At 42.5% G+C, this 24,606-nt stretch carries 18 protein-coding genes; 17 read left to right on the top strand and 1 reads right to left on the bottom strand.

Translation table 11 applies throughout. The features are described 5' to 3' along the window. Positions 1–116: 116 nt before the first annotated feature. Positions 117–1,472, top strand: coding sequence for an ATP-binding protein (locus Q0L00_RS17960; RefSeq protein WP_297338278.1), 1,356 nt, complete (start codon positions 117–119; stop codon positions 1,470–1,472). Positions 1,473–1,507: 35 nt separating this feature from the next. Here Q0L00_RS17960 and Q0L00_RS17955 read toward each other — a convergent pair whose 3' ends face one another. Further along, entirely contained in the window at positions 1,508–1,855 is a 348-nt protein-coding gene (locus tag Q0L00_RS17955; protein WP_297338277.1) for a hypothetical protein, read from the bottom strand. Between the two features lie 178 nt (positions 1,856–2,033). On the opposite strand from Q0L00_RS17955, the gene Q0L00_RS17950 reads away from it, so the two are divergent. From Q0L00_RS17950 to Q0L00_RS17875, 16 genes are all read left to right on the top strand, one after another. Beyond that, the gene (locus Q0L00_RS17950; protein WP_297338276.1) at positions 2,034–2,609 is read left to right on the top strand and encodes a DUF4255 domain-containing protein; all 576 of its coding nucleotides are present in this window, start codon (positions 2,034–2,036) and stop codon (positions 2,607–2,609) included. Position 2,610: 1 nt separating this feature from the next. Further along, complete coding sequence (locus Q0L00_RS17945) at positions 2,611–3,591, top strand: hypothetical protein (protein ID WP_297338275.1); 981 nt, start codon at positions 2,611–2,613, stop codon at positions 3,589–3,591. A 31-nt stretch (positions 3,592–3,622) separates the two neighbouring features. Further along, positions 3,623–5,212, top strand: coding sequence for a phage tail sheath C-terminal domain-containing protein (locus tag Q0L00_RS17940; protein ID WP_297338274.1), 1,590 nt, complete (start codon positions 3,623–3,625; stop codon positions 5,210–5,212). Between the two features lie 53 nt (positions 5,213–5,265). After that, a complete protein-coding gene (locus Q0L00_RS17935) occupies positions 5,266–5,718 on the top strand; it encodes a phage tail protein (protein WP_297338273.1) in 453 nt (150 codons plus the stop codon). Between the two features lie 5 nt (positions 5,719–5,723). Further along, complete coding sequence (locus Q0L00_RS17930) at positions 5,724–6,182, top strand: phage tail protein (protein WP_297338272.1); 459 nt, start codon at positions 5,724–5,726, stop codon at positions 6,180–6,182. Position 6,183: 1 nt separating this feature from the next. Further along, complete coding sequence (locus Q0L00_RS17925; RefSeq protein WP_297338271.1) at positions 6,184–6,369, top strand: DUF5908 family protein; 186 nt, start codon at positions 6,184–6,186, stop codon at positions 6,367–6,369. A 26-nt stretch (positions 6,370–6,395) separates the two neighbouring features. Beyond that, the gene (locus Q0L00_RS17920) at positions 6,396–7,034 is read left to right on the top strand and encodes a LysM peptidoglycan-binding domain-containing protein (RefSeq protein ID WP_297338270.1); all 639 of its coding nucleotides are present in this window, start codon (positions 6,396–6,398) and stop codon (positions 7,032–7,034) included. Positions 7,035–7,045: 11 nt separating this feature from the next. After that, the gene (locus Q0L00_RS17915) at positions 7,046–8,845 is read left to right on the top strand and encodes a phage baseplate assembly protein V (protein ID WP_297338269.1); all 1,800 of its coding nucleotides are present in this window, start codon (positions 7,046–7,048) and stop codon (positions 8,843–8,845) included. Positions 8,846–8,852: 7 nt separating this feature from the next. Beyond that, positions 8,853–9,152: a PAAR domain-containing protein gene (locus tag Q0L00_RS17910; RefSeq protein ID WP_297338268.1), complete on the top strand. Its 300-nt coding sequence runs from the start codon at positions 8,853–8,855 to the stop codon at positions 9,150–9,152. Position 9,153: 1 nt separating this feature from the next. Beyond that, on the top strand, positions 9,154–9,567 hold the full coding sequence (locus tag Q0L00_RS17905; protein WP_297338267.1) for a GPW/gp25 family protein: 414 nt from the start codon (positions 9,154–9,156) through the stop codon (positions 9,565–9,567). 115 nt (positions 9,568–9,682) lie between these two features. Continuing rightward, positions 9,683–13,312, top strand: a complete 3,630-nt coding sequence (locus Q0L00_RS17900; RefSeq protein WP_297338266.1) for a hypothetical protein — start codon at positions 9,683–9,685, stop codon at positions 13,310–13,312. Between the two features lie 7 nt (positions 13,313–13,319). Then, positions 13,320–14,075 (top strand): adhesin, encoded by a 756-nt coding sequence (locus tag Q0L00_RS17895; protein ID WP_297338265.1) that lies wholly within the window; start codon positions 13,320–13,322, stop codon positions 14,073–14,075. 4 nt (positions 14,076–14,079) lie between these two features. Then, entirely contained in the window at positions 14,080–16,944 is a 2,865-nt protein-coding gene (locus Q0L00_RS17890; RefSeq protein ID WP_297338264.1) for a hypothetical protein, read from the top strand. Continuing rightward, on the top strand, positions 16,937–21,793 hold the full coding sequence (locus Q0L00_RS17885) for a contractile injection system tape measure protein (RefSeq protein ID WP_297338263.1): 4,857 nt from the start codon (positions 16,937–16,939) through the stop codon (positions 21,791–21,793). Before Q0L00_RS17890 ends, Q0L00_RS17885 begins: the two co-directional genes overlap by 8 nt. 1 nt (position 21,794) lies before the next feature. Next, positions 21,795–24,128, top strand: coding sequence for a glycosyl hydrolase family 18 protein (locus Q0L00_RS17880; protein ID WP_297338262.1), 2,334 nt, complete (start codon positions 21,795–21,797; stop codon positions 24,126–24,128). Positions 24,129–24,147: 19 nt separating this feature from the next. Next, on the top strand, positions 24,148–24,606 hold a 459-nt coding region (locus Q0L00_RS17875; protein ID WP_297338261.1), incomplete at its 3' end, for a hypothetical protein.

Raw genomic sequence — 24,606 nt, 5'->3', positions numbered from 1 at the left:
ACCGATTAGTTCTCGCCTCAATTTACCCATACGTGCAGTAGACCGGATACACATAAAATTTTTTTTAAAAGTCAATTTTTGTACATTTTGGGTGTGTATAAAATTGTTTGAAATCAATGACTAAAGCCAATTTTTCCAATGCCGTTTGTCTTGAAAAAGAGATCCAGTGGTTTCAGGAGCTATTAATTCTTCGAGGTAAAATTACCTTTGAACAGAGCCAAACCGAAGCTGAAATTGATAAACTCCATTTGCCGGATTTTTCGGATTCCGATTCGGTTTATGGCAAATTAGTTAGGCGGCATCAAATGGGTTTACCCGAGCGCCTGGTTTTGCTTTTGGCTTTGATGCCTCATATCAAACCTCATTTATTGGATATTCTGCATATCAAAAATCAAACTTACGATGTGCCTTTTACTGAGTTTGGAGGGGTTAAAGGGGAAAAACACCGGGGTTTTTTACCCACGGGAGAGACCGCGGTTTTTTTATTGGCAGGGTCAAATTTGGAAAAACGTTTTGAATTGATTCGTTTGTTTGACCCTTCCCATTACTTTCACCGGGAGGGTATTCTTACCCTGGAGCAGCAGTCCCGTGATGAACCCTTTCTCAGCGGTGTTTTAAAAATCTCAAAAGAATACCTGAGCTTGTTGACCACAGGGGAGGGGTATAAACCGGATTTCGATCTGGACTTCCCTGCTAAGCGAATTATTACCGATCAGGAATGGTCTGATCTGGTCATCAATGAGGAGGTTTTACAGGGAATAGCTGAAATAAAAAACTGGTTGATGCATGGTCAGCGATTGAAACGCGACTTTAAATTCGGAAGAAGGATTAAGCCCGGATTTCGGGCCTTGTTTACCGGACCTCCTGGAACAGGAAAAACGTTGACCGCCACCTTGCTTGGAAAAGCCTGTGACCTGGATGTTTATCGCATTGATCTTTCTCAGGTGGTTTCCAAGTACATCGGGGAAACTGAAAAGAACCTTTCCCGGATATTTGATAGGGCAGACCATAAAGATTGGATCCTGTTTTTTGATGAGGCAGATGCCATTTTTGGAAAGCGGACTCAGGTCTCTGATTCCCATGATCGCTATGCCAATCAGGAGGTTTCTTATTTACTTCAGCGGGTGGAGGATTTCAATGGATTGGTCATCCTTTGTTCCAATTACAAAAACAACATTGATGAGGCCTTTTTTAGAAGGTTTCAGCTGGTGGTAGATTTTACGCTCCCCGATTATTACCAGCGTTTGAAAATCTGGGAAACGGCCTTATTGGATGAATTTACCTACGATACGGATATCGATTTAAAAGAGCTGGCTGAAAAGCATGAGCTAAGTGCGGCTACCATCATCAATGTTCTACACTTTTGTTTGCTAAAATCCCTGGAGCGGGAAGAAAAAATCATTCGCTCAAAAGATATCGTTCAGGCCCTACGATTGGAGCGAATCAAAGAAGGCAAAAGTATCGTTAGTTAAAAATACAAGGATTCTTTGGCTAGGAATCCGCTTCATCAGGCTTCTTTTTTTAAGATATACTCCACGATAATATCCTCATTTTTTGTTCCCTTCTCCTTTTGAAGTTCTTCAACCAATTTTCTGAGCGCTTGATTTTCGGTATTCATGCGTTCGGTTTGACTTTGGGTTTCCAGCTTTTCTTTTTTGAATTTCAAGAGCTCCTGTTCTAAAATTAAAATTTGTTCGGTCTTTTTTTCCAGCTCTGTTTGCAGCAGTTTTTTTTCAAAATTCAGTTGTTCCACATTTTTTTGAAGAAAAATTTCCTTTCGGTCAAAATAGTTTTTTAGGACAAAAAAGAGGATGAAAGGAAGGATTAGGAGGATTAAGAGCAGTAAACTGTCCATATTTTAGTTTTCAGAGTTACCAAATAATTATACCTTATATGTAGTATTACTAATTATTTTATTTGGGGTAATTTGTAATTACCAATTTTTTTCTAATTTAAGGAAACTTTAAGATAAATTTTCAAGACCTGATTTTTTGGTGTTGGATTTTTCTACCCCATTTAATCTTTGAGTTGTCATGATCGATACTTTAATGGCTCATATTCGAGAGCTTTTAAATCAAAATTTTAAAAATCAGTACGGAATTACCGACAACAAAGTCGTGGTGTCATCCCTGTTGGATAATTCCGGGTCTATTCCTGTGGAATTGGAAGATCGTATTGTATGTTTCTTGTTGTCTGTGGAAGAAGAAACTGCCTTAAAAAACAAATCCTCCCGGCAAATGGGCTCAGGTTCTGGGTTTTTGGATAAATCTTCCCCGCTATTTTTAAATATTCATCTGGTTTTTTGCGCCAATTTTAAAAGCAAAAACTACCTGGAGGGCTTGAATTATATCTCCCAAATTCTAAGTTTTTTTCAGCATCAGCGGGTCATGAGTGCGGGTGCTATACCCGGTATATCCAAAAGAGTGGAAAAAGTCACCTTTGAACTGTGCAATTTATCCTATGATAACATCAGCCAAGTTTGGTCTGCCATAGGTTCCAAATTACTACCTTCAGTCATTTACAAGGTGGGATTGGTGGTCTTTGATGAAACGCCAGTGAAAGGAATTACTCCGGCGATTTCTTCTACAGGTTCAGAAAATTCAAACTAAAATGAACCAGCAATTCTTTCACATCGCCACCCTGGGTTTCTCTCATGAGTACACAGGAGATTCCTATTATGATGGATTTTCTTTTGCCCCTACTGCTGAGACCAAAATACTGGCTAAAAATCTGAATTTAATCCTTAAACCGACAGTAGGTGGAATAGCTGTTTTTTCAGGGGATCCTGAATTATTGGCAGAGGAAGAACGGGAGCTAAATTTGGATTTATTTTCAACAAACCCCTTGTTTTACAATTTCACAGATTTTGGTCGGGAATTCAGGCCTGATATGCATGTTTTTTTCTTCGCTCTTCAGGAAGGAAAGCAGCTGTTGCATGCTGGGGACACGGTGTCAGTTAATAATAGTTTGACCGTCCTTCGAAGGGAGGCTTTTCAGGATTTGTTGACTAAGGTTCAGCAAGACAAGATCCAGCTGTTGGACAGGGAAGAATTAGAGATTCCTTCGAATCAGGTTCACAGGTTTCTTGCTGATCCTGAAGCCAGGGTATTTTATGGAATTGAGAAGGGGGAAAGGAAGGGGTTTTTTAAACCTTCCACGAAAATGGAAAAAACTCCATTTGCCAGAATGATTCTATCCTGTAGTCAACTTCATAAAGGATTTATTCAAACTCAAACTCCAAGCCTTTACTCTGTACGCTTTAAAACAAAGCAAACGCGGTGGAAATACATCCTCTCTGATAAGGCATACGACAAGTTTAATGATCTGAAAATAATCGATGCGCAAAACAGTGATATTCATTTCAGGGAAACTGAATTTGAAATTCAGGACAGCTGGAAAGTCCGAAGTTTTGAATCTGAAGCAGTACTTCCCTTTCAAGTGGATGGATGGCCAAAATTTCAATTGGTAGAGCAATCCAATGGCGGGCAGGTATTCAAGGTGGTGATCAAACAATTGCCCAAGGCAAGTCCGGAAGGTTTGTCCAGAAGCACAATCAATGATGACGTATTAGTTACACACATTTTTATATAACCAATTTCTCACTTTAACAAAACAAACACTTATGGCACAAAACCTCATGACTCCCGGAGTTTACATTGAAGAAAAAAATGCATTCCCGGGCTCGGTTGTAGAAGTAGCTACCGCTATACCTGCTTTTATCGGGTATACGGAACGGGCTTCCAAAAATGGGAAATCCTTAGTGAATAAACCCACGCGGATTACCTCTTTTGCGGACTACATGGAATTATTCGGAGGGGCATTTAGTCCCAAATTTACCCTTGCAGATTCTCAGGATGGAGACAGGAATCTGGTCACCATCGGGGGAAGTGATAAGTCTATCAAGTACAAGGACAATCATTTGGTCTACCTGTTTAACAGCCTTCGCCTGTTCTTCTCCAATGGAGGAGGAACTTGCTACATCGTTTCGGTGGGCACTTATGGTGGTAAGGATGGAATCGAAATCAAAAAGGATGATCTTTTGGGAACCGGAAAGGATGCCAACGGAAAACCGGTGGAAGGTGGACTTTTAAAACTGGTTAAGGAATTGGAGCCCACCATGGTGGTGATTCCTGATGCAGTTGCTTTAGGCGAGGAAGCCTATGAGGTTTATAAGCAAATGTTGGCCCACTGCGCTAAAATGCAAAACAGAGTAGCTATTCTGGATGTCTATGATGGATATAATAGCAGAGAGGATGGGGAAGAGGACAATATTAAAGTATTCAGGGAAAAAATCGGGACCGAATACCTCAGCTATGCTGCTGCGTATTATCCCTGGTTGGAAACCAATGTGGTCCAAAAGGGCGAAATCACCTTTAAAAATCTGGATGAGTCGGTAGCACTGGCTGAAATTTTACCCGAAGCAAGGGCGAAAAGTTTGGTGGAGGCCTTTCCAAAATCAGAAGATGAGTTTAAGGAAAAATTGAAGGCCGATCGACCGGATATCTCTGAAGAAGATCTAGCCGATGTTCTGCCCGGTTACATTAAAAACAAGGAAAGCAATCATCATTTGGGATTGTTGGCCACCAGTCCTACCTATTCAGCCCTGTTGGATGAAATTCGTGCGGTAATGAATTTATTGCCTGCTGCACCGGCTATGGCAGGGATCTTTACCATGGTGGATAATAGCAGAGGAGTATGGAAATCCCCGGCAAACGTAGGCTTGAATTCAGTGGTCAAACCAGCAGTCAACATTACTCATGATCAGCAGGAAGACTTGAATGTGAATGCCCTTTCAGGAAAATCAATCAATGCGATACGAACCTTCCCCGGAGTCGGTACCCTGGTTTGGGGAGGCAGAACCCTGGACGGGAACAGTTTGGATTGGAGATACATCAACGTCCGAAGAACCATGATTATGCTCGAGCAATCCATCAAGTTGGCTTTGCGTGCGTATGTTTTTGAACCCAATGATGCCAATACCTGGGTGACGGTAAAAAGTTTGATTTCGAATTTCTTGGTGGAAAAATGGAAGCAAGGAGCTTTGGCAGGTGCAAGCCCAGAGGATGCCTTTGACGTGCAGATTGGGCTGGGTACTACCATGACCGCTTTGGATATTTTGGAGGGTAAAATGCTGATTACAGTCAAATTGGCTATTGTAAGACCTGCAGAATTCATCGTGGTTACCTTCGAACAGCAAATGCAGAAATCTTAATCAATCCAACTAACTAATCTAATATTCTTAAACACATTAAATTTTAAAAAATTATGGCAGGAGAAGCACAAGACAGCAATTGGCCATTACCCAAGTTTTACTTTTCAGTAGACTGGGGTAGTACAACCGATATTCCGTTTCAGGAGGTCAGTGGCCTTGAAATCGAAGCGCAACCTATAGAGTACAGGCATGGAAACAGCCCTGTTTTTTCGACTATCAATATGCCTGGAATAATCAAAAACAGTCAGGTAACCATGAAAAAAGGGGTATTTGTCAATGACAACGCGTTCTGGGATTGGTATAATAAAATTAAAATGAATACCATCGAACGCCAGAATGTGGTCATTAAATTATTGGATGAATCAGGAGCACCGACCATGACCTGGACACTCAATAATGCCTGGCCAACCAAAATCACTTCCACAGACATGAAGTCTGATGCCAATGAAGTGGCCGTGGAATCCATTGTGATTTCTCATGAAGGATTGACCATTGCCAACGGATAATCAGCATGGGTGAAACCAGTTTCTTTCAGACGGGGTATGCCCCGCCCACTGCTTTTTATTTCAAGGTAAAATTCCCGGATTTTCCTGAAATGGATTGTAGTTTTCAGGAAGTCTCCGGCCTGAAAGTAACAGTGAAGGTTACCGAAAAAATGGAGGGGGGGGATAATAGCTTCGTGCATTATCTGCCTTCTCCTCCTCAATATTCGAATTTGGTTTTGAAAAGATGTCTGCTTCAAAATTCGCGTCTGGATGATTGGTGCAGGGATGCTTTGGAGCAGTTTAAATTCAAGCCGCTTGATTTACAGGTTATTCTCCTTGGGGCTGAAGCCACTCCTTTAGCATCGTGGTCGGTATATAAGGCTATTCCTTTATCTTGGGAACTTTCCGCCTTGGGGAGTACAAAAAACGAATTGGCTTTGGAGACTTTAACCTTAAAATACAAACATTTTAAAAAGGACAGTTGAGATGACCCTAATAATTAGGCAATTAGTCATAAGAGGAGAAGTGGTAGAGGATACCGCTAGATATGGAGGTGAACAACCGCTCAACCTCGAACAGGTTAAGGAGCTGATTGATGCGGCTAAAAAAGAGATGGAGCGCGAGTATCAGGAGAAAATCTCCCAGATGCTGGACTATTCAGTTTCTCGTTGATGATGGAATCTGGAAAACTGACCAAAATGAAATTAGTGGCTTATAAAAAGCCTGATTTCTCAGACAAAGTGGGGGAGTATGATGTATTGGTTAATCCTGATAAATACAGTGATAAATCAGAACTGAATTACAGTACCAACTCCTCTCCACAGGGAACCTCTGCCGAAACGGTCAAATTCAGGGGGGCTGGTTCCAAGCTTTTTACAATGGATTTCTTTTTTGATAGCACGGGAGTACTTTCCACCCAGCCTGTGGATGATCAGATTGAGGAGTTGAAAGAATTAATCTACGCCTACAATGGGGATATCCATGAGCCCAATTATGTGAAAATCCTCTGGGGGACCCAATCCCTGTTTGAAGGCAGGTTAAAAGAATGGGATGTATTATATTCCATGATGGATTTGAACGGTACGCCTTTGAGGGCAGAAATCAAGGCGGTTTTTATCGGATCGGTATCGGCTAAAAAGAAATCCCTTGAGGAGGGTAGAAATTCCTCAGATTTAACCCATATCCGAATGGTAAAAGCTGGAGACACCCTGCCGGGCATGTGTTTTAAAATTTACGGAGATAGCAAATACTATTTGCAGGTAGCTGAATTTAACTCCCTGGATCAGATTCGTTCCATCCGCCCAGGGGATCAGCTTGTTTTTCCACCTTTAGTTTAGTTGTAGCACGTATGGCAGAGGTTTTAAAAGAAAACGATTTACCGGTTTCCATTGAAGTCAAAATCAATGGGTCAGTCCTTTCCGGGACCGTTGAAATTATTTCAGTGGCTGTGACCTGGGAAATCAACCGAATTGCCCAAGCCAGTCTTAAACTATCTGATGGAGGGGTTTTTGGACTTGAAAATGAGCCTTTTACCAATAGTGCTTCTTCAGACTTTGTACCCGGCAACGAAATCGAGCTCAATTTGGGATATGGAGACGAGCGAAGTCTGTCCTTTAAAGGTTTGGTTACCGGTCAACGCCTGGTGGTTCGTAGGGACACCTCCTATCTTTTGGTTACCTGTAAGCATAAAGCATTTACCTTGACCAAATCCAGATCCAATCAGGTACTCAAGGATTCCAAAGATGATGACTTATTTTCCCAACTGATCACCAATGCGGGATTAACGGCCGACGTGGAAGCAGCCTCCCAGTATTCTTATCCTTTGTTTCAATACAATTCATCGGATTGGGATTACTTGATTATCCGTGCAGAGGTGAATAATTTTTTCGTTTTGACCGATCAGGATAAGGTTTCGGTCAAGGCCATAGATGTGTCAGGTACTCCTGAATATGCGATTCAGGCGGATTTGACCGTATTGGATGTAGACTTAGAGCTGAGTGGAGAAAATACCTTTCCTGATTTTAATTTTTCCTCCTGGGACCCGAAAACCCAACAAAAGATTTCTGTGAATGCAAGCATGTCTGACCCTTCCTCAATCAGTAACCTCACCGCTCAGAAAATTGCCGGAGACCTTTCTGTACCCGGGGTGAAAAAGTTTACCTCGGCTCCTGTTTCCATGGAGGAGTTGACTTCTTTTTCAAAAAGTTGGATCAGTAAATCCGCTCTTTCCAAGATTCAGGGGAAGATCACCCTATTGGGTACCAATAAGCTCAAGCCGGGAGATTTGGTGGATCTGAAGAATTTCGGAGAACGGTATAATGGGAAGGCCTTTATTTCTAAGATTGAGCAAGATTGCTCGGAAGGAGATTGGAAAACCAGACTCTACATAGGAATGCAGTCCCGTTGGCATTCCTCTTTACCGGATGTGGAGGAAGAAGACGGACTCGGGTTGTTACCCGGTGTTAAAGGAACCCATTTGGCCAAAGTCAAACAAATCCATGAGGATAAGGATGGAGAATATCGGGTCTTGGTGGAATTGGGGGCTTTCCAAAATGATTCTAACTCCAATGAACTTTGGGCACGATTGGCCTGTAATTATGCCTCAAAAGATGCCGGTTTCTTTTTCTTTCCAGAGATTGGAGATGAAGTGCTCCTCACCTTTGTCAACGGGGATCCCCGTTTTCCAGTGATTATTGGCAGCCTGTATAGCTCTACGTTAAAACCCAAGTTTGAGCCGGATGAAAAGAATTCCACGAAGGCTATCCATTCCAAATCGGGGATCGCTCTTATTTTCAATGAGGAAGATAAAATACTGACAATTCAGACCCCGGGAGGAAATACCGTTGTGCTCGATGATAAGGAAAAAAAGATTTCAATAAAGGATGCGAATTCCAATGAAGCAATTTTCGCAGATAGCGGAATTCAACTCAGCAGTCCAAAGGATATTGTGTTGGATGCCAAGGGAAAGATTGGATTGAAAGCCGTTTCCGGGATTAGTATGCAAGCTTCTGGAGGAGATTTGACCGGAAAAGGACTCAATGTTTCTTTGGAAGCAGATATATCCATGAAGGCTAAAGGAAGTGCTTCGGCGGAGTTCTCTGCTGCGGGACAAACCGCAGTAAAGGGAGCAATGGTAATGATAAATTGATAGAAATATGCCACTAGCAGCTAGATTAACAGATATGCATACCTGTCCCATGCAAACACCGGGAGTGCCACCCATTCCACATGTGGGAGGGCCGGTTGTAGGTCCGGGGGTGCCGACAGTGCTCATCGGGAATTTGCCGGCAGCGGTTATGGGAGATTCCTGTATTTGTGTCGGTCCACCCGATAGTATCGTGAAGGGTTCGGCTACGGTCATGATCGGGGGGAAACCTGCTGCCAGAATGGGAGATACCACCGCACATGGAGGATCCATCGTATTGGGCTGCCCAACGGTCATGATCGGAGGTTAACATGGATGATTCAACCAAAACATTTCTGGGAAAAGGTTGGGCATTTCCCCCTTCATTTGAGATGGATTCCAAATGGGTGGAAATGGTTTCCGGCGAGCAAGATATCGAACAGAGTATCCGGATTATTTTGGGAACTCTTCCTACCGAGCGGGTCATGGATCCCAAGTTTGGCTGTGACATTATTTCCTATGTTTTTGAAACCAATGATCCCACTTACCTGACGCTCCTCAGGGACACGATCAAAAATTCGCTGCTTTACTATGAGCCGAGAATTAAAGTAAAGGAGATCAAATTCGGAAAAGAGAAGCTGGCAGAGGGAATCCTGTTGATCTATATTGACTATACGGTTATAATTACCAACTCGAGGACCAATATGGTTTATCCTTTTTATTTTCAAGAAGGGACAAATTTGTAAGGTAATGGATTTTTAAAGTAAAAGATGAAATCGAGCATGATATGGCCATCACATAGGGGTATGAGCATCAACCCTGTGGGATTCCATGTGACCTTTGAAAATCAATGTTAGACAAATGAAAAACGGAATCAATCAATCTGGAAGAAAGCTTAAAGCTCTGGATCCTACCTTTGTGGTACCGGATGAGCGATCTCTTTTGGATTTGGTGAAGTTCACCCTGAGCTATGCCGAAGCAGTAGCGTATCATAATTTTGAAAACAAAGCTATTGGAAATTGGAAACACTTTTTGCTTCATGACCCGGTGTTTATCGTAGGGTTAATGGCTTCGACCTCCCTAGATTCCTTTAAACTCAAGCAGGAAGATTTAGAGGTAAAGGGGGGAGCGGATTTTGAATCCAATCCGGAAATCAGGGCTGAAATGGCGGTCAATCTACTCCAAATGGTCAAAAATCTTTTCCATTGGGATGAGCTTTTCCAAGATTGTCACTACACCGGCCCGGTCGTGAAGGAAATACGAAACGGAATCCGGTTTCTTGAACCGATTCTTCTTGGCGTAATTCCGGCTCAGGACCATTTTTCCAAATCGGATTTTCTAAGTATGGGCTCAGCGGAAATGAGAGCCGGTGAGCAGGTCAGCTTGAAGGAAAGTTTCAAGCTTTCTTATAAAAACATGGTTTACATCACCGAATTTGCAGCCAAGCGATTTGATGAATTGGTGGAGGCAAAAACTGGAGATCATCAACCGCATTTAGGGCTTATTTTAGCTGGTTTAAAACTTTTTAAAGAGGTACAGCATGACTTGAATACCCTGACCGAAAAGCATTTGGATTTTTACTATCAGCGAATTTTACAACAGCAACCCAAACAGCCTTTATCCATTCAGGTTCTGGCAGGCCTCATCCGAAAAGGAGGCTCAACGCTACTTCCTGAGCAATCGAGTTTTAGTTTGCAGTTTCCATCCAAAAAGCGGATCCTTCTTCAGAACCCACAATTGACAGTCCTGAGCAAAGGAAAAATCTCTGAGCTAAGGACGTTCTATAAGAGTGATTATTACCCGTTTTCAACTGGGGAAAAAATTGGTGAACTTTCATTAAATGGAATTTTTGATCAAATTCTATATCAAGGAGAAGGGAAACAGGAGATTAGTTTTAAGGGGGTGAAATCTCCGGATTTCCCGGTAGTGTTAGGGGAGGATCAAAGTCATAAGGGGGTGAGTCAGCGGACCATGAATACAAGTTTACTGGGTTTTGCGGTCAGTTCTCCCGTGTTTTTGGTAGAAAAGGGAACCCATTTTTTTAAGATTGCCATCGAATTGACTCAAGCCACTTGTATTCGTTTCAAACGTGTTTTGGAGGAATTGCTGTATAGCAAAGAAGATTACATGGGGATTTCTCATGTCCATCAAGATCATGAATTAAAGACATTTATCCATTCGTTTTTGAATGAGGCTTTTCGGGTTTCACTTAGCACCAAAAACGGTTGGAAAACATTGGATTTTCTCCACGTAGAGTTTTCTGAGCGGGAGAATATGTTGACATTTAAAATTGAGCCGGAGGGAGAAGAGGAACTGCCTTATCCTTTTTCGGCTGACTTGCATGGGGAACTGTTGAATACCCCATGGCCCTGCGTCCGCTTTTTTTTAAATCATACCGCGCATTTTCCTCCTTACAAAGCACTCAGTCTTTTGGAAATCGTCTCGGTGGAAATCCTCAGTCTTTCAAAAGGGGTTAGGAGTAACCTGGAATGTTATAATCAACTTGGAAAGTTGGATCCCAACCATCCATTTCTTCCCTTTGGATCTTTACCCACCAAAGATGCCTACCTGAAGATTTTCAATCCCTTGATTTTAAATAAATTTCTTTCCCGTTTAGCACTTCAATTTACTTGGTCGGGGTTGCCTGAGCAAAGAAATGGCTTTATCGACCATTACCAGGCCTACCCGGAAGAGATCAACAACCAGTCGTTTAGAGGCAAGGTAGGAATCAAATCTGAGGCCTACAGGGAAACGAGTGAGGAAGAAAAATCAAATCAGGAGATTACTTTTTTTGATACCCTAGAAAAATCTGACGGTGAGTATTTGGTCAACAAACAGACGATTTCAGTTGAGTTGGATTTGGTAGATAAGACCATCTTGAAAACTCCACATATTTCCTCCGGTTCCAGTGAGGATATGCCCTTTTTTTTCCTGGGGATAGCAGCTCCTCTGCCTTTTGTGTTTGGCCATGACAGCTATACCGAGGTCTTTGCCGATGTGTCATTTTACAACAGCCGGTTTCCCAAAAAAGCCAAGGAATTGCCCAAAGCTGCTTACACTCCTGTAATTGAAAAAATAGAGATCAATTACAATAATTTCACCAAAGAAAACTTCGGCAGAAAAAATGAGCATGAACAGGAAAGTATCCACTTTTTTCACCTATTCCCTTTTGGCTACAGTCAGGTTTTTCCAGCTGCACAAGCCTCTGAATCCTTCCTGCTTCCTCGATTAACCGGAAAGGGGAGTTTACTCATTGGGCTCGATGAGGTAGAAGAGAATGAGCTCCTCAATTTGGGATTTAAATTACATCCCGCCTATTTTATCCATACCATTACCCAAGCGCCTCCTATCCGTTGGGAATATTTGGAAAAGAATCAATGGCATCCCCTCGGAAATCGGATTTTGGAGGATTCAACCCATGGAATGCTTCAATCCGGCATTGTGAAACTGAAACTTCCTTCCAAGCTTGATCGATCCAATACCCGGCTTTCAGCTGGTAAATTTTGGTTGAGAGTCTGTAATTTGGGTACTGCTGACATCAACAGTCGTCTGATGTCCATCTTTACCAATGCTGTTTTATTGGTTGAAAAAAAGGGAGGTGAAGACATCCTGATGACCGTGGAAGAAATTCGCCAACCCCCCATGCTGATTTCGGAACAAAACCCCATGCTGGAAGGGGTCTTGGGACCCTTTCATCTTAAAATTCCAGCTTTAAAGAAGAGTTTGGCAGAAGATAGGGTGAGAGTCAGTGAACAAATCCGCCATCGGAAGAGAGGGGTGACAACCTGGGATTTGGAAAGGCTGGTATTGGAGCGATTTCCTCAAATAGGTCGGGTGATGGTCTATGGAGGAAGTGATTTTCCTTTGCATCTGGTCAAGAAAAGCAATATTCAAGTGGTGGTTATTCCTCAAACTCCACTGCTGACCCAAGGAAGGGAAGAGGGATTTCGGGCCCCTTTTGAACTGCTTCAAGAAATTAAAAGCTACTTGAAATCCTTCATTTCTCCTTTTGCAGTGTTGGAGGTTTCCAATCCAGTGTTTGAAAAGCTTAAGGTTCGAGCGTTTATCCAATTTAAATTCAGTCAACAGGCAGGGTATTACCGAGACAAGCTGGAAAGCGAACTCATTGAGTTTCTCTCGCCTAACCCAGGAGATTTCCAGAAGGACAAAGGTTTTATACGATCAATTTATAAGGCCGAGATTCAGAATTTCATGGAGTCCAGACCTTATGTTGCGTCCATTACTGGATTTTCAGTACTTCAATTAGTGGAGGTTTTGGGAAGCTTTAAAATTATTGATACCGCCGATAGTACCTATAAGGTAGAACGTCTTCGAACCATCAGTCCTTATGCTATTCTTACCTCGGCAGAATCCCATCATTTGGAGATAGTCGATTCTCAGGAATTGCGGGATCCGGAGCTGTCCAGCATTGGAGACCTTTCCATTGATTCAGATTTTATTATCCACTCATCAACTCTAGATAAATCTTAAATTTTGCATGGCAGATTTAGCCCAAAATAGTGTAGTAATCAATGACCGGGAACAACTGAAGAAATACTTCAGAAGCGGAATGCTTCCTTCAGAAATTCATTTTGCCATTTTGATTGATTCCATGTTCAATAAGGTAGATGATGGCATCAATAAAGGAGAGCAGGAGGGCTTGATGATTTTCCCATCTGGGGATGAGGAAGTTTTGCTTAGTTTTTATGACTCTCTTAAAGAGAAAAAAGCGAGTTGGGTATTGGTCAACGGAAAAGGGGAGACCAAAGGAATCATCTTAAAAGAAAGGGGAAAAGAAAACCCAACTATATTTTTTCAAAAAGGAGGCAATGTAGGCATAGGTACAGCACAACCCAGTCAAAAACTGGAAGTGAATGGACTAATCGCTTCCCAAGGAAGGGTAGGCATTTACCGGAAAGGACAAATTCCCGCTGATGGTAAGTGGCATGATGTGTTGACCAATCTGACCGGGGCCCAAGGCTTTGAAATAGTGGCTCATGCGGGAAGAAAGCAAAAAGGGAGGTATGCCTTGCTCCATGCCACCGCCCTCAGCACGTTTGGGAATTCCAAGCCCAAGATTTCAAAGACCTGCGCGTATTATGGATTTTGGTGGAATAAAATTAACTGCAGATGGACAGGAGATACCTTCGATTATAAGCTTCAAATGAGAACAGGGAGCAATTACGGAGGTGATTCCAAAATCACTTTTCGAATTTCGAAGTTGTGGGACGATGATTTTTTAGACCAACACTGATTCCATGGAAAAGCCCAGCTCAATTCGAAAGGATCAGGCTCTGAAGCCAGCCCAGGATTTTACTTCCTTGAAAAACAAAGGGATTCACTATGTGCAGGAGTTCAGTGGAACGATTTGGACAGATTACAATGCCCATGATCCGGGAGTAACCATTTTGGAGCAATTTTGCTATGGCCTGACCGAGTTGAGTTACAAGGCTTCCTTTCCTATTTCTGATTTATTGGTCGAGAGAGCTGAAGGGCGAATCGATTGGAAAAAGAACTCTTTTTATTCTCCGGGTTTGGTTTTTTCCTCTCATCCGGTTACAGCTGCCGATTTTAGAAAATTAGTAATTGATCGATTTCCTGAAATTCAAAACTGCTGGTTGACTCCGGTAGTTCCTGTTCAAGGCGAAGAGGGAATAAATGGGGTTTATCAGATTGAACTATTGCCGGCTCTTCCCTTTCAGAAGCGGTTAAGGAAATACCCGGAGGTTAGGACTTCGTTCTTGGACAAACTCAAGAATTTTCTTCACCAAAACAGAAATTTGGCCGAAGACTTTGATCCCCCAGTCCTTTTACAGCCTCTGACGATCAGCTTGAAAGCCAATGTTGAGGTAGACCAGAATTCCGATATTGATCGGGTAATGGCAGAAATCCTATTTGCATTGGAGGTTTACCTATACCACCCGGTTGCTTTTTCAAGTTTAGAAGAATTGATGGAGAAAGGAGAACGACTGGAAGATATCTTTACCGGGCCCCGACTTCAAAGAGGATTTATTCTGGATGAGGAATTGAAGGGGAGAAATCAGGTGCTATATACCGAGAAAATCCTCAATTTGATTTCTAAACTCACGGGGGTAAAGAAATGCTGGAATCTGGGTTTTTCAACCCTGGGCAATGATAAAGAACTCTCCATTCCGGCGGCTAACTATGCGGCGATCAATACTGACATCAACGATCCGGACAGCGTTTTTTCCACCCTATCGCTTTTTGTGAATGGAAATTTGCAGCGGATGAACAAAAGCCGGGTTTTGGATATTTTACTTGATCTGTGGTCCAAAAATTACAGGGTTTATCAAGTTGATTTATTTAAAGAGACTTTTTGGGAAAGCAATTTAAACGGCAGGTTTAGAAATCCTGCCAATTATGAATCCATTCAACATCACTTTCCGGGAATCTACGGATTGGGAAAAGATGGACTCTCCGGTCATGAACCGGTGGACAGGCAGGCAAAAGTGAGGCAACTCAAAGGATATCTGATGTTGCTCGAAAAGCATTTGGCGAACTTTTTGGCACAACTTTCCCATACTGCAGATTTTTTTGATTCCCAAAATCATCAACAGGAAGGCTCTTATTACAGCCAGGATTTTGAAACTCGTATCGATCAGGATGAACTGGAAATCAAGTCCATGCTCGATCCAGGATTCAATCCACAGGGATTCAATCCTCAGACCGGGGAAAGCAGACTTACCTGGCTGGAGCGAAAGAATAGGGTTTTGGACCATTTAATGGCCAGGTTCGGTGAAGAAATAAGTGATGTGCCGTTTCAACTTTCCCTCAAGCTTAACCTGCTTTCTTCCCAGGAAGAACTGTTGGCGCGAATGCTTCAGCAAAAATCGAAATTTTTAAGCTTGATAGCCGATCTAAACTATGTGAAGAATCAGGCGGTTTTCCATTTTTCAGATGAGGAGAAACCCCGATTTGTACTTTGCAAGCTGCTGAGTCTTGTGATGGGCTTTTCTCCCGGAGAATCCTCTTTATTGCCCAGTTTTGTTAAGGCCGAAAACCGGAATGAGAAAATCACTCCAACCTCGGGGCTTGTTAAATCAAAAACATCCTACCCGGATTTTTTGCAAAAGTTCAGGCCTTTAAGCAAAGAGGAGAAAATTTTTCCGCTTTCCGATTCAAGAAATCCAACCAGTTTCTCGATGGGGAAAATCGGAATAAAAGATTTATTTTCTAGAACCTTGAATCCGGAATGTTACTGGATTTCTAAAACAGGAGAATCCTCCAAAACGGTTGAAGTACTTTTCCAAAAATCTGAATCCTCTTGGGTGAGTGTATGGGAAGGAAAAGAAAACGAAGCTGCTGTCCGGGCTATTGCTGACAATATTGCTTTTTTTAGAAATGAAAATGCCAAGTCTGAGGGAATGTACCTGGTTGATCATATTTTGTTGAGAAAAATTTTGGAAGGGACTGAATTTGGTTTTGAGTTAAGAGACGAATGGGGGAAACCCACATTTCGTTCTACTTGGGTAGCGGACCAAAATCAGCGGAATAGGCTGCTTACCTCCTTTTATCAAGCCTCCCTCCATAAAGAAGCCTACGTTAGGGGGAAGAATGAGATCCTCATCGAAGGAGAAGAGGGGGAGATCTTGGGTGTTTTTCAGGATCAGGGAAAGGCAAATCTCGAACAGGTCATTGAATCCACCTCAACTCTTGCTTTATTAATGGCAGGGGAAGGTGCAATCTCAGGAAGGCTGGCTCTGGCAGAGATAGAGAAATTAAGATTAAAGGGGACCCTACATGAGCAGGGGGTGTACCGACAACGATCAGTAGTCTTTCTTCGGAAGCGAAAAGACGGTAAACTCCTATCGGAAGATTTTTTTAATTTAAAGACTTCGTTGATCTTACCGGATTGGCCTGCACGTTTTCAGGAAAAGCATTTCAGACATTTTCTTGAAGCCCAGGTGAAGGAGCGTGTTCCTGCACAGGTGAATCTACAGATTCATTGGTTGAATCTTGAGGAATTTAAAGCCTTTGAACAGGTTCATACCCAGTGGGCAAATCAAAATCAGGCGGGAAGATCTGAAAAAGGGACCACCTCTGGGGCATTAGCTTTATATGATTTTTTAGTAGCTCAAATGGAAGGAGGTCTTCATGGCTGATCAAATGGCAAGTCGTGTTGATGAAGTGCTAATTTCCTTTACTTACCCTCGGAGGACATTAGCCTCCCAGTGCAATCAGAAATTGGATCAACTGACCAGGCCTAGCCTAATTCCGGGTTTGGAAAGTGCTTTTGAACAGGTTGCATTTTCCGGAATTGCCATGGAATTGGAGCGTTTGACCATTGACCTGGGTAAACTTACCCCACAGGACATCAACCCTTCTCTTGGAGATCGAATTAAGGCATTGTTGGTCGAGGCCCTTGAAAAAAGAATCCAAGAAAGTCTGGGTTTGGATTCTACTCTTCCTCTTTCCCCTGGAGAAAATAAATCTACCAATTTAGCCTTATTGGCCATTCAGAGTTATTTACTCAAAGGTTACTTTCCTGCTTGGATGGATAAATCCTGGAACCTTTTTTCCATTCTAGAGGAATTAATCAATTTTTCAGCCGATGTTTTCGGGGATCTACTCGGAAATCTGATCCGAACTAGTGAAGAGGTCAAAAAGCGGATAGCTTTCTTGGACCGGGATTATTTTGATCGCATCATCGAAGTCTTAGTTCCCGAAGATGCCGAATGGATGTTGGGATATAGAGACTCGTATCTGTCCCTTCATCAAGGAAACAGTGAACTGCCTTCTTCTTTGGAAAACGTTAAAAAAGCATTAAATCTTTTTATCTTAAATTTTATAGCCTTGGATTCTGGGCCCAGATTTAACCGTTTAGCCTTCAGTGATCATTTTTTGAAGTCTATAGCTTCTCATTTCAATCTTGAATTTGACGTCTTCCTTAGCCAAATCGCTCAAATAGCCAATGAGTTACCGACCAAGAATAACTTGGGGCAACAATTCAAGGAAACCATTCTGTGGGTGGAGGAACGAAATACCACCAAACAAACAATAAGCGTTGCTGAACCTGCTATCGGTTTTGAAGAATTTGTTCACTGGCTTAATTTTTCTTCTAAAGATCCAAGAATAATATCCTGGATCGAGTTAAACGCGAATTCAGCTCCACTATTTATGAGCCTTGCCCGGTTATTTCCCCGGTTTTGGGATAAATTAAATAGGGCCGGTTTCCAAAATCTGATTCGCCTTTTAGCAGGGGAAGATGCTGATTTGTGGGAAAAATTGGCCGTTGAAGTGAAGAAAATTGTGCCTGATTTTTCCAATCAATCCGAAAATTATCCTACCCAATATCAACTGAAATCGATTTTTGAGTTGGCCCATGAACAAGCTTCTTTCGACGGGCTTATTTTGTTTGATAGCCAGGATTGGTATGAAATTCTTGTTCTGTACCAGGTTAAAAACATGGAGTCTTCTTGGCCAGGCTCATTCTTACAGCTGAGGGAAAAACTGGTGAAGGTGGGCTTGGATCTAGGGATTTCTGAGGCACCCTTGATTTGGAGGAAGGTTGTTGGGAAAGCTGCAAGAAGAAGTTCGTTTCTTGCCCAGAAAGTCACGGAATTCAACCCAAAGGAAAAGGAGGGTGAATGGGTTGAAACTAGAAACTCATCCACTCCCATTCCGCTTGACTACACCGAACTCATTTTATGGGAATACCTTAGAACAGGGGTTTTAAGAACCTCCTTTTCTGAGGTGAATCAACAGGACCTCACCTTAATACTGGAAAATATCATTAAGGAAAAAAATAAGATTCTAACCGCGTGGATAAAGCATCCGGAGTCAAGGAGTAACACCAAGGTAGCCAAACGAATGTGGCAAATGATTCGGCGTATTAACAGGGATGATCTAAGGGAATACTTGAAACACTTTGGAGGGGAGCAATCTGTTCAGTTTTTGGCTATTTCAGGTTCTTTGGAAGAAATTTTTCAGCTCAGGGGAACAGGTAAAAAAAGGCTTGATCGTGTGCTTTGGATTAGCTTTGTTAACGAATTGACTACAGGCCTTCCGGATACACCCGACAGCCGTTCAAGCCTGACTCGGAGATTTCTCCAAGTTTCATTGGGTATTTTAAATCGGAATCAGGACTTGGGCTATCAGCAGAAAAAAATCGTAAATGCCCTCCAAAATCGGTTGGATCTCCAAAAGCATCTTCTTTTTCACAGGATTCTCCATCCGGATTCCAGCCCCTTATGGGAAGCTCTTCAAAAGGGCTTCCTATTAAATCCAATCCGGATTTCGATCCCTCAAAGTTTACTGTCTTGGTCAAAAATTGGGAAAAGGGAGGGGTTGGATTATAAGCCTAAACTTTTCACTAACCGGATAGATGCCTATGAAGATCTGAACGCATTGCTTAAAATGGAATTCCTCTCCATCCTTCCCATCGCAGGGGGAAAAGTCAGCTTGGAGCAAGTGAAAAGAGAGGTTGATTTAATTTTAGTTCAAGAGATCAGTTGGCTTTTGGGATCAAATGGGAAGCGCCTTTTTTCCTTTCCCAAAAGAGAAAGAAAAGAGTGGGTAAATCGAATGATCTTGGGGATTCAAGCCCGACCAAGCCTGGTGAAAGCTTTATTGGGAAAAAACCTGGTGGGTTTATCCTTCATCCTGCCTGAATTAAAAGCAGTGCTTTCAGAAAAGGATTGGAAGTTTTTTTCCGCTTGGATATCCAAGAATTTCTCACCCCTTTACTTTCCTTTTGATACCCTTAAGGATGAACACGGGCCTAAACGCAAAAGCGATGAAGGAAATGATGCCAACCAAAAGACACAGGTAGGTACCTACGAATGGACAGAACTCCTTAGTCAGTCTAGGGATTTACAATCAAAATCGGTGAGCAACAAAGTAAAGGAGGCGTTTTTCCAAAACCTTCGTGTTGAAAAGGAGCTTATCGAAGAATGGATTGTACTGTTTGATTTGCCTGATCCTGTATTTTCAGGTCGTTCGGAGGCCCTAGAATGGAAAAGGCTGGTCATGATTCTTGCTTTTCAGATTGGATTGAAAAAAAATAGCTCCATTGAGGAATTGAGAAGGCAGTTTTGGAAAAACTTTATTGCACACTTTTCTAAGAGCCCTGTCCTTAGCCAAACAAGTATTCGTGACTGGGAATACCTTTTGGAAAAAAAGGGGCTAAGTGATTTTGGGAAGCGCTCCTTGAACAGATTTTTAAAGCTTGAGCGTTTTAAAGCAGATCCAATTGAAAAGTGGGGTAGGGATGAGTCTGAATCCTTGGTTTCATCCTTGATTTTTTTAGAAAAGGAGGGTTTTCTTCCTTGGTGGTCACCTGGGCAATCGAAAAGCAAACTCATTGGTGACCTGTTGTTTCATCTACAGCATGCTGATCCTAAAAAAGCAGCGCCCTTCCTTTTGGTTTTTGCCCATGCGGGGCTGGATCAATTGGTCTCGGACTTGACCAAAGCGGAACTGGAGCAGCTTTTTAGAGCAGTTTCCGGTAACCGGTATAAGAAGCATCTAAACGAATTCATTGGGCTAATCAGAAAGGAACTGGAGGTGGGTCATGGGATTTCTTCTGATCAATTATTTGAAAGTCAGTTCGACTCGTTCAAAACGCAGGGCTTGGATACCAGCAGGATTTCCATGGCTTCTTCCTCTGAGCTTTCCCAAGTAATAAAGAAAAGCATACAGCATTCCAGTGAAGTTCAGCTGGTCCGGGACTGGTTTGCTGCAGATCCAAGAATTCAAAAACAACTGTCGGAATTGCTGAACTGGAGTGCTGAAATAGATGCCAGTGAGGTAAGTCCTGCCAAGTGGAAGAGCTATTTGTTGACTTTTGGTTTTGAATTTTATAAGCGTGGTAAGAAAAATTTCACCAGGGATTTTTTACAAGAGTTTTTAATTTTCCTGACCCAGGTAGAATCCCAAGTAAATTGGAAACGAGTTATTGATCCTCTACAGGATAAAAAGGAATTTAAGGAAAGAATTAAATTAGGTGTACAGGATGGAGTTACTTCTAATTATCCACTTTCTAATCAGTCAGATTTTTCAATCTCACAGGTCTTGGATACCAGCCGGGTTGGCTTGATCTCCTCCCTTGAGCTATCCAAAGAGATTAAGAAAAGTATTCACTATTCGAAGGAATCTCAATTGGTCCGAGGCTGGTTTGCTGCAGATCCAAGAATTCAAAGGCAACTGCTGGAATTGCTGAATTGGAGTTCTTGGATGTATGCTGGTAATTTGAATCCGGGGAAGTGGAAGAGCTATTTATTGACTTTTGGGTTTGAGTTTTATCTTCGGGGTAAGAAAAGTTTCACCAGAGATTTTTTGAAAGAGTTTTTGGTTTTCCTGAAAAGGTCCGTTTCTCAGGTCAAATGGAAACTGGTTTTTCATCAACTCCTGGGTAAAAAAGAATTTGAGGATCAGCAAAATAAGGTTTATAAGAAAATAATTTTAACCATTTTCCCTGAAGCTATTCCCAGGGTAGTTGAGGATGGAAAGCCCGGGGATCAGGTGAACGTGAATAATGCGGGTCTAATTTTATGCTGGCCGTTCTTATCGGTTTTGTTTTCAAGATTGGGCCTTCTGGAAGAAGGAAAAATTCCGGAGAAAAACCAGTCCAAAGCGGTATACCTCTTACAATATTTGGTATTTGGTCACGCTGAATTTCCTGAGTATGACTTAGTGTTAAATAAAATCCTGATTGGAATGAAATCCGGACAACACCTGGAAAAGTCTGAATTGTCAACCTCAGAAATGGAGATGACCGAGAGCCTTCTCTATGGAATGCGTAGCAACTGGGAAAAAATGAAGAATGCATCCATAGAGGCAATCAGAGAAACCTTCCTGCAACGAGCTGGGGTTTTGGAATTTGGTTTTGACAGCTTCATTCTCAAAGTTCCCAAAACCGGGGTGGATGTATTATTGGATTCTGTTTCATGGAATATTTCCATGATTAAGTTACCATGGATGGAAAAATCATTGGAAGTGAAATGGAGATAATATGACTGGACTGAATCGAACGAATGCACCAACTTTTAGATCCAATAGACTTATTTTCGGATGGGTTACCGGGGTTCTGTTTTTTGGATGGTTTTCCATAGCCCTTGGACAACAAGAAAGCATACCTCCCTCCCAGCTTATTCTAAAAGATACAATCAATGTAAGTGATTCAGCCCGAAAGGGGCTGATCAATAAACTTCTACAACCCTTCCGATTCCGGGAAAATAATCTCAATAACGAAAGAGAGCGGGTGGTGAAATTACTTCGACGATTAACTACCGAAGGGGATTTGGCAATTGACTCTACCACCGTTCAATCCATAGCTGATGAACTTTTGCAACTAACCGACGAGCTAATGGCAAATCGGGACACCACCATACGCCTGAGGGAGGAAATCGCACGTACGATTCAAAACCTCGACTCCAAAGCCCCACAGACTTTGGTAGATTCCATTCAAGTTCAGGTTGGGAATGTCCTACAGGGATTATTGGATCAATCCCAGGCAGAGCAACTGGCTGAGCAGGGGAAGTTGGATGCAGCGCTTTCCCAATTGCGTCAAATCGGTTTATCCTGTGGGGCCCCCGGACTTCCTGTGCTTCGGGATACACTGGGCGATACACTGATAGTGGATTACCAAATATGTCTTAAGGCCAAGCTCCCTGTTTTTGCCTGGCACTCCCCGGAATCCAATTCAGCATTTCAGGGCTATAATCTCAATTACCTGACTGATTTAGTTTTGACAGGTTATCAACTGGGGCAGGATGGGCTTGAATCCAATCCGAAAGGCTTGAAAAATACGCTGGATTCAGCGGTTTTAGCCAAAAGCAAAGCTTATGGAAAGCGGGTCTGGCTTTCGGTAACGAGTAGTACTGCTGAACGAACCGGTTTGCTGTTAAGCAGCAGGGCTATGCAGGATCGGTTATTCCAGCGAGTCTCGGCATTGATTCAGAGTCACGGACTAAACGGAATTAATTTGAATCTGGTGGGTTTGAATCCCCGGGATAGCCGCGGGCTTTCAAGTTTTGTCCAATCATTTAAGGATAACTTACGATCCATAGATAGTCAAGTGAATCTATCTTTGAATCTTCCGCCTTTAGCCAACACGTCCCAACATGAATTGGCCTCTTCCCTTGATTTTGATGGCTTAAATTCTGCAGTGGATTTTTACTTGGTAGAATCCCAACGGCTGAATATAACAGCCACCCGGATTCCATTTGCGTTGAGTCCATTATATGCCGATCAAACCAATTCAAGAGGTGCTCTGGAAAGTGCAGTGTCATTCTATTCCAATGGAAGGGTGCCCTTGGCTAAATTGGTCCTGAGTGTCAGTTATGAGGGGATTCAATGGCCAATGCCAGATTTTAATCCCGGAAGCAGAGCAGAGGGCTTTGGTACCCTCCTAAACTATCAACAGGTGCAGGATATCCTCAGGACTGCCTTAGAAAATGAAAATGGTGCAGTCTTGGGCTTTGACCCGATACAGGCCTCAGCTTATTTGAATTATGAGCAAACAGGGCAGTTGACCCAGCTGTGGTTTACCGAGGTTCGGGGATTAGCTGCAAAATACGATTGGATACTGAATAACAGTTTGGGTGGCGTGGCTCTGTATGGTCTGGGAACCGATACTGAAACCACTGCGCTTTGGGATGTATTGGGCGCATCGTTAATCGAGGTGGATTCTGCCGTGGTAAAAACCCAAAAGGTTGAGCTAGAAGCAGAGAAACAGTCTCCCACGCTTTGGGATTATTTATTAACCTACAGCAGGGACATTCAATGGGCAGGATTAAATGATATTTACATTGGAGATCCAAATAGAATACCCAGGGAAGAATATTGTTATTATGATCCTTATCCCACTAGGGATAGCATTCGAACACTGGCCAATGAGAAAGGAATTGAAAGTTATTGGGATTACCAGAGTGAGTTTAAAACCTTTGAGGGCACTGAATTTTATTCCATTGATTCGGAATTGGAATGCATTTGCTTATTGGGTAGATGGGATCGATATACCCAACTAAACGGGATTGCCTTTTTAAGCTGTCTTCTTTTATTGGGCATGACCATTCTGATTACTTTCTTTGGGGTCAAGCGGAATGGAGAGGAATGGGGTTTACGCGGAATGTTTATTGGGTTGACCATCACTTTCGGTTTACTGGCTTTCCTTACCTTTTTCTTCTATTTGTTTTTCAACACTCAGTTCAAATTCATAGGAGCGGGTAGTAATGAGGTGACCATTTGGGAATTGATCATCATTTTCTCAGTGGGGATTTTAGCAGGAATTATTATACACCGTTTGCGGATATCCAAAACTTTTACGCAGCGGGATCTGCCATAAACAAAAAAACAAAGGTGATATGGGAAAATTTATGAAGTCAGCGGCAAATTTGAAATCAGATCAAAAGAATTCAGATCGTTCAAACCCGACAAATCCTGCTGCGCAGTTAAAGGATAATCGTCCCGAGAGTATAGTTCAACGCCAGTTTTCAGAGATGCTCAATCAAAAAGAGGGACTACCATCCCTTCAGTTGGCAGAAATTCCAACCGAAGACGAACTTCAGCTGGCTCCGATGGAAGAAGAGGAGCTTCAAATGAAGGGATTAGAAGAGGAGGAGCTTCAACTCAAGGGGCTAGAAGAGGAAGACTTGCAATTGGCTGAAATGCAGGAGGAAGAGGAACTTCAACGGGCTTCGGTGGAAGAAGAAGAGCTTCAAATGAAAGGAATAGAAGAGGAGGAGCTTCAACTCAAGGGGCTAGAGGAGGAAGACTTGCAATTGGCTGAAATGCAGGAGGAAGAGGAACTTCAACGGGCTTCG

Origin of the sequence: Algoriphagus sp. (genome assembly GCF_024305035.1) — a bacterium.
Taxonomy (GTDB): Bacteria; Bacteroidota; Bacteroidia; order Cytophagales; family Cyclobacteriaceae; genus Algoriphagus.
The sequence above is the reverse complement of the archived record's forward strand: the minus strand, read 5'-3'. Positions and strand labels throughout refer to the sequence as shown.

What these genes read in the sequence shown, in the direction of transcription:
- Q0L00_RS17915 (WP_297338269.1), top strand. Translation starts at nt 7,046, where the DNA reads ATGGCAGAGGTTTTAAAAGAAAACGATTTACCGGTTTCCATTGAAGTC.
- Q0L00_RS17935 (WP_297338273.1), top strand. Translation starts at nt 5,266, where the DNA reads ATGGCAGGAGAAGCACAAGACAGCAATTGGCCATTACCCAAGTTTTAC.
- Q0L00_RS17945 (WP_297338275.1), top strand. Translation starts at nt 2,611, where the DNA reads ATGAACCAGCAATTCTTTCACATCGCCACCCTGGGTTTCTCTCATGAG.
- Q0L00_RS17880 (WP_297338262.1), top strand. Translation starts at nt 21,795, where the DNA reads ATGACTGGACTGAATCGAACGAATGCACCAACTTTTAGATCCAATAGA.
- Q0L00_RS17925 (WP_297338271.1), top strand. Translation starts at nt 6,184, where the DNA reads ATGACCCTAATAATTAGGCAATTAGTCATAAGAGGAGAAGTGGTAGAG.
- Q0L00_RS17890 (WP_297338264.1), top strand. Translation starts at nt 14,080, where the DNA reads ATGGAAAAGCCCAGCTCAATTCGAAAGGATCAGGCTCTGAAGCCAGCC.
- Q0L00_RS17955 (WP_297338277.1), bottom strand. Translation starts at nt 1,855, where the DNA reads ATGGACAGTTTACTGCTCTTAATCCTCCTAATCCTTCCTTTCATCCTC.
- Q0L00_RS17895 (WP_297338265.1), top strand. Translation starts at nt 13,320, where the DNA reads ATGGCAGATTTAGCCCAAAATAGTGTAGTAATCAATGACCGGGAACAA.
- Q0L00_RS17950 (WP_297338276.1), top strand. Translation starts at nt 2,034, where the DNA reads ATGATCGATACTTTAATGGCTCATATTCGAGAGCTTTTAAATCAAAAT.
- Q0L00_RS17960 (WP_297338278.1), top strand. Translation starts at nt 117, where the DNA reads ATGACTAAAGCCAATTTTTCCAATGCCGTTTGTCTTGAAAAAGAGATC.
- Q0L00_RS17885 (WP_297338263.1), top strand. Translation starts at nt 16,937, where the DNA reads ATGGCTGATCAAATGGCAAGTCGTGTTGATGAAGTGCTAATTTCCTTT.
- Q0L00_RS17900 (WP_297338266.1), top strand. Translation starts at nt 9,683, where the DNA reads ATGAAAAACGGAATCAATCAATCTGGAAGAAAGCTTAAAGCTCTGGAT.
- Q0L00_RS17910 (WP_297338268.1), top strand. Translation starts at nt 8,853, where the DNA reads ATGCCACTAGCAGCTAGATTAACAGATATGCATACCTGTCCCATGCAA.
- Q0L00_RS17940 (WP_297338274.1), top strand. Translation starts at nt 3,623, where the DNA reads ATGGCACAAAACCTCATGACTCCCGGAGTTTACATTGAAGAAAAAAAT.
- Q0L00_RS17905 (WP_297338267.1), top strand. Translation starts at nt 9,154, where the DNA reads ATGGATGATTCAACCAAAACATTTCTGGGAAAAGGTTGGGCATTTCCC.
- Q0L00_RS17920 (WP_297338270.1), top strand. Translation starts at nt 6,396, where the DNA reads ATGAAATTAGTGGCTTATAAAAAGCCTGATTTCTCAGACAAAGTGGGG.
- Q0L00_RS17930 (WP_297338272.1), top strand. Translation starts at nt 5,724, where the DNA reads ATGGGTGAAACCAGTTTCTTTCAGACGGGGTATGCCCCGCCCACTGCT.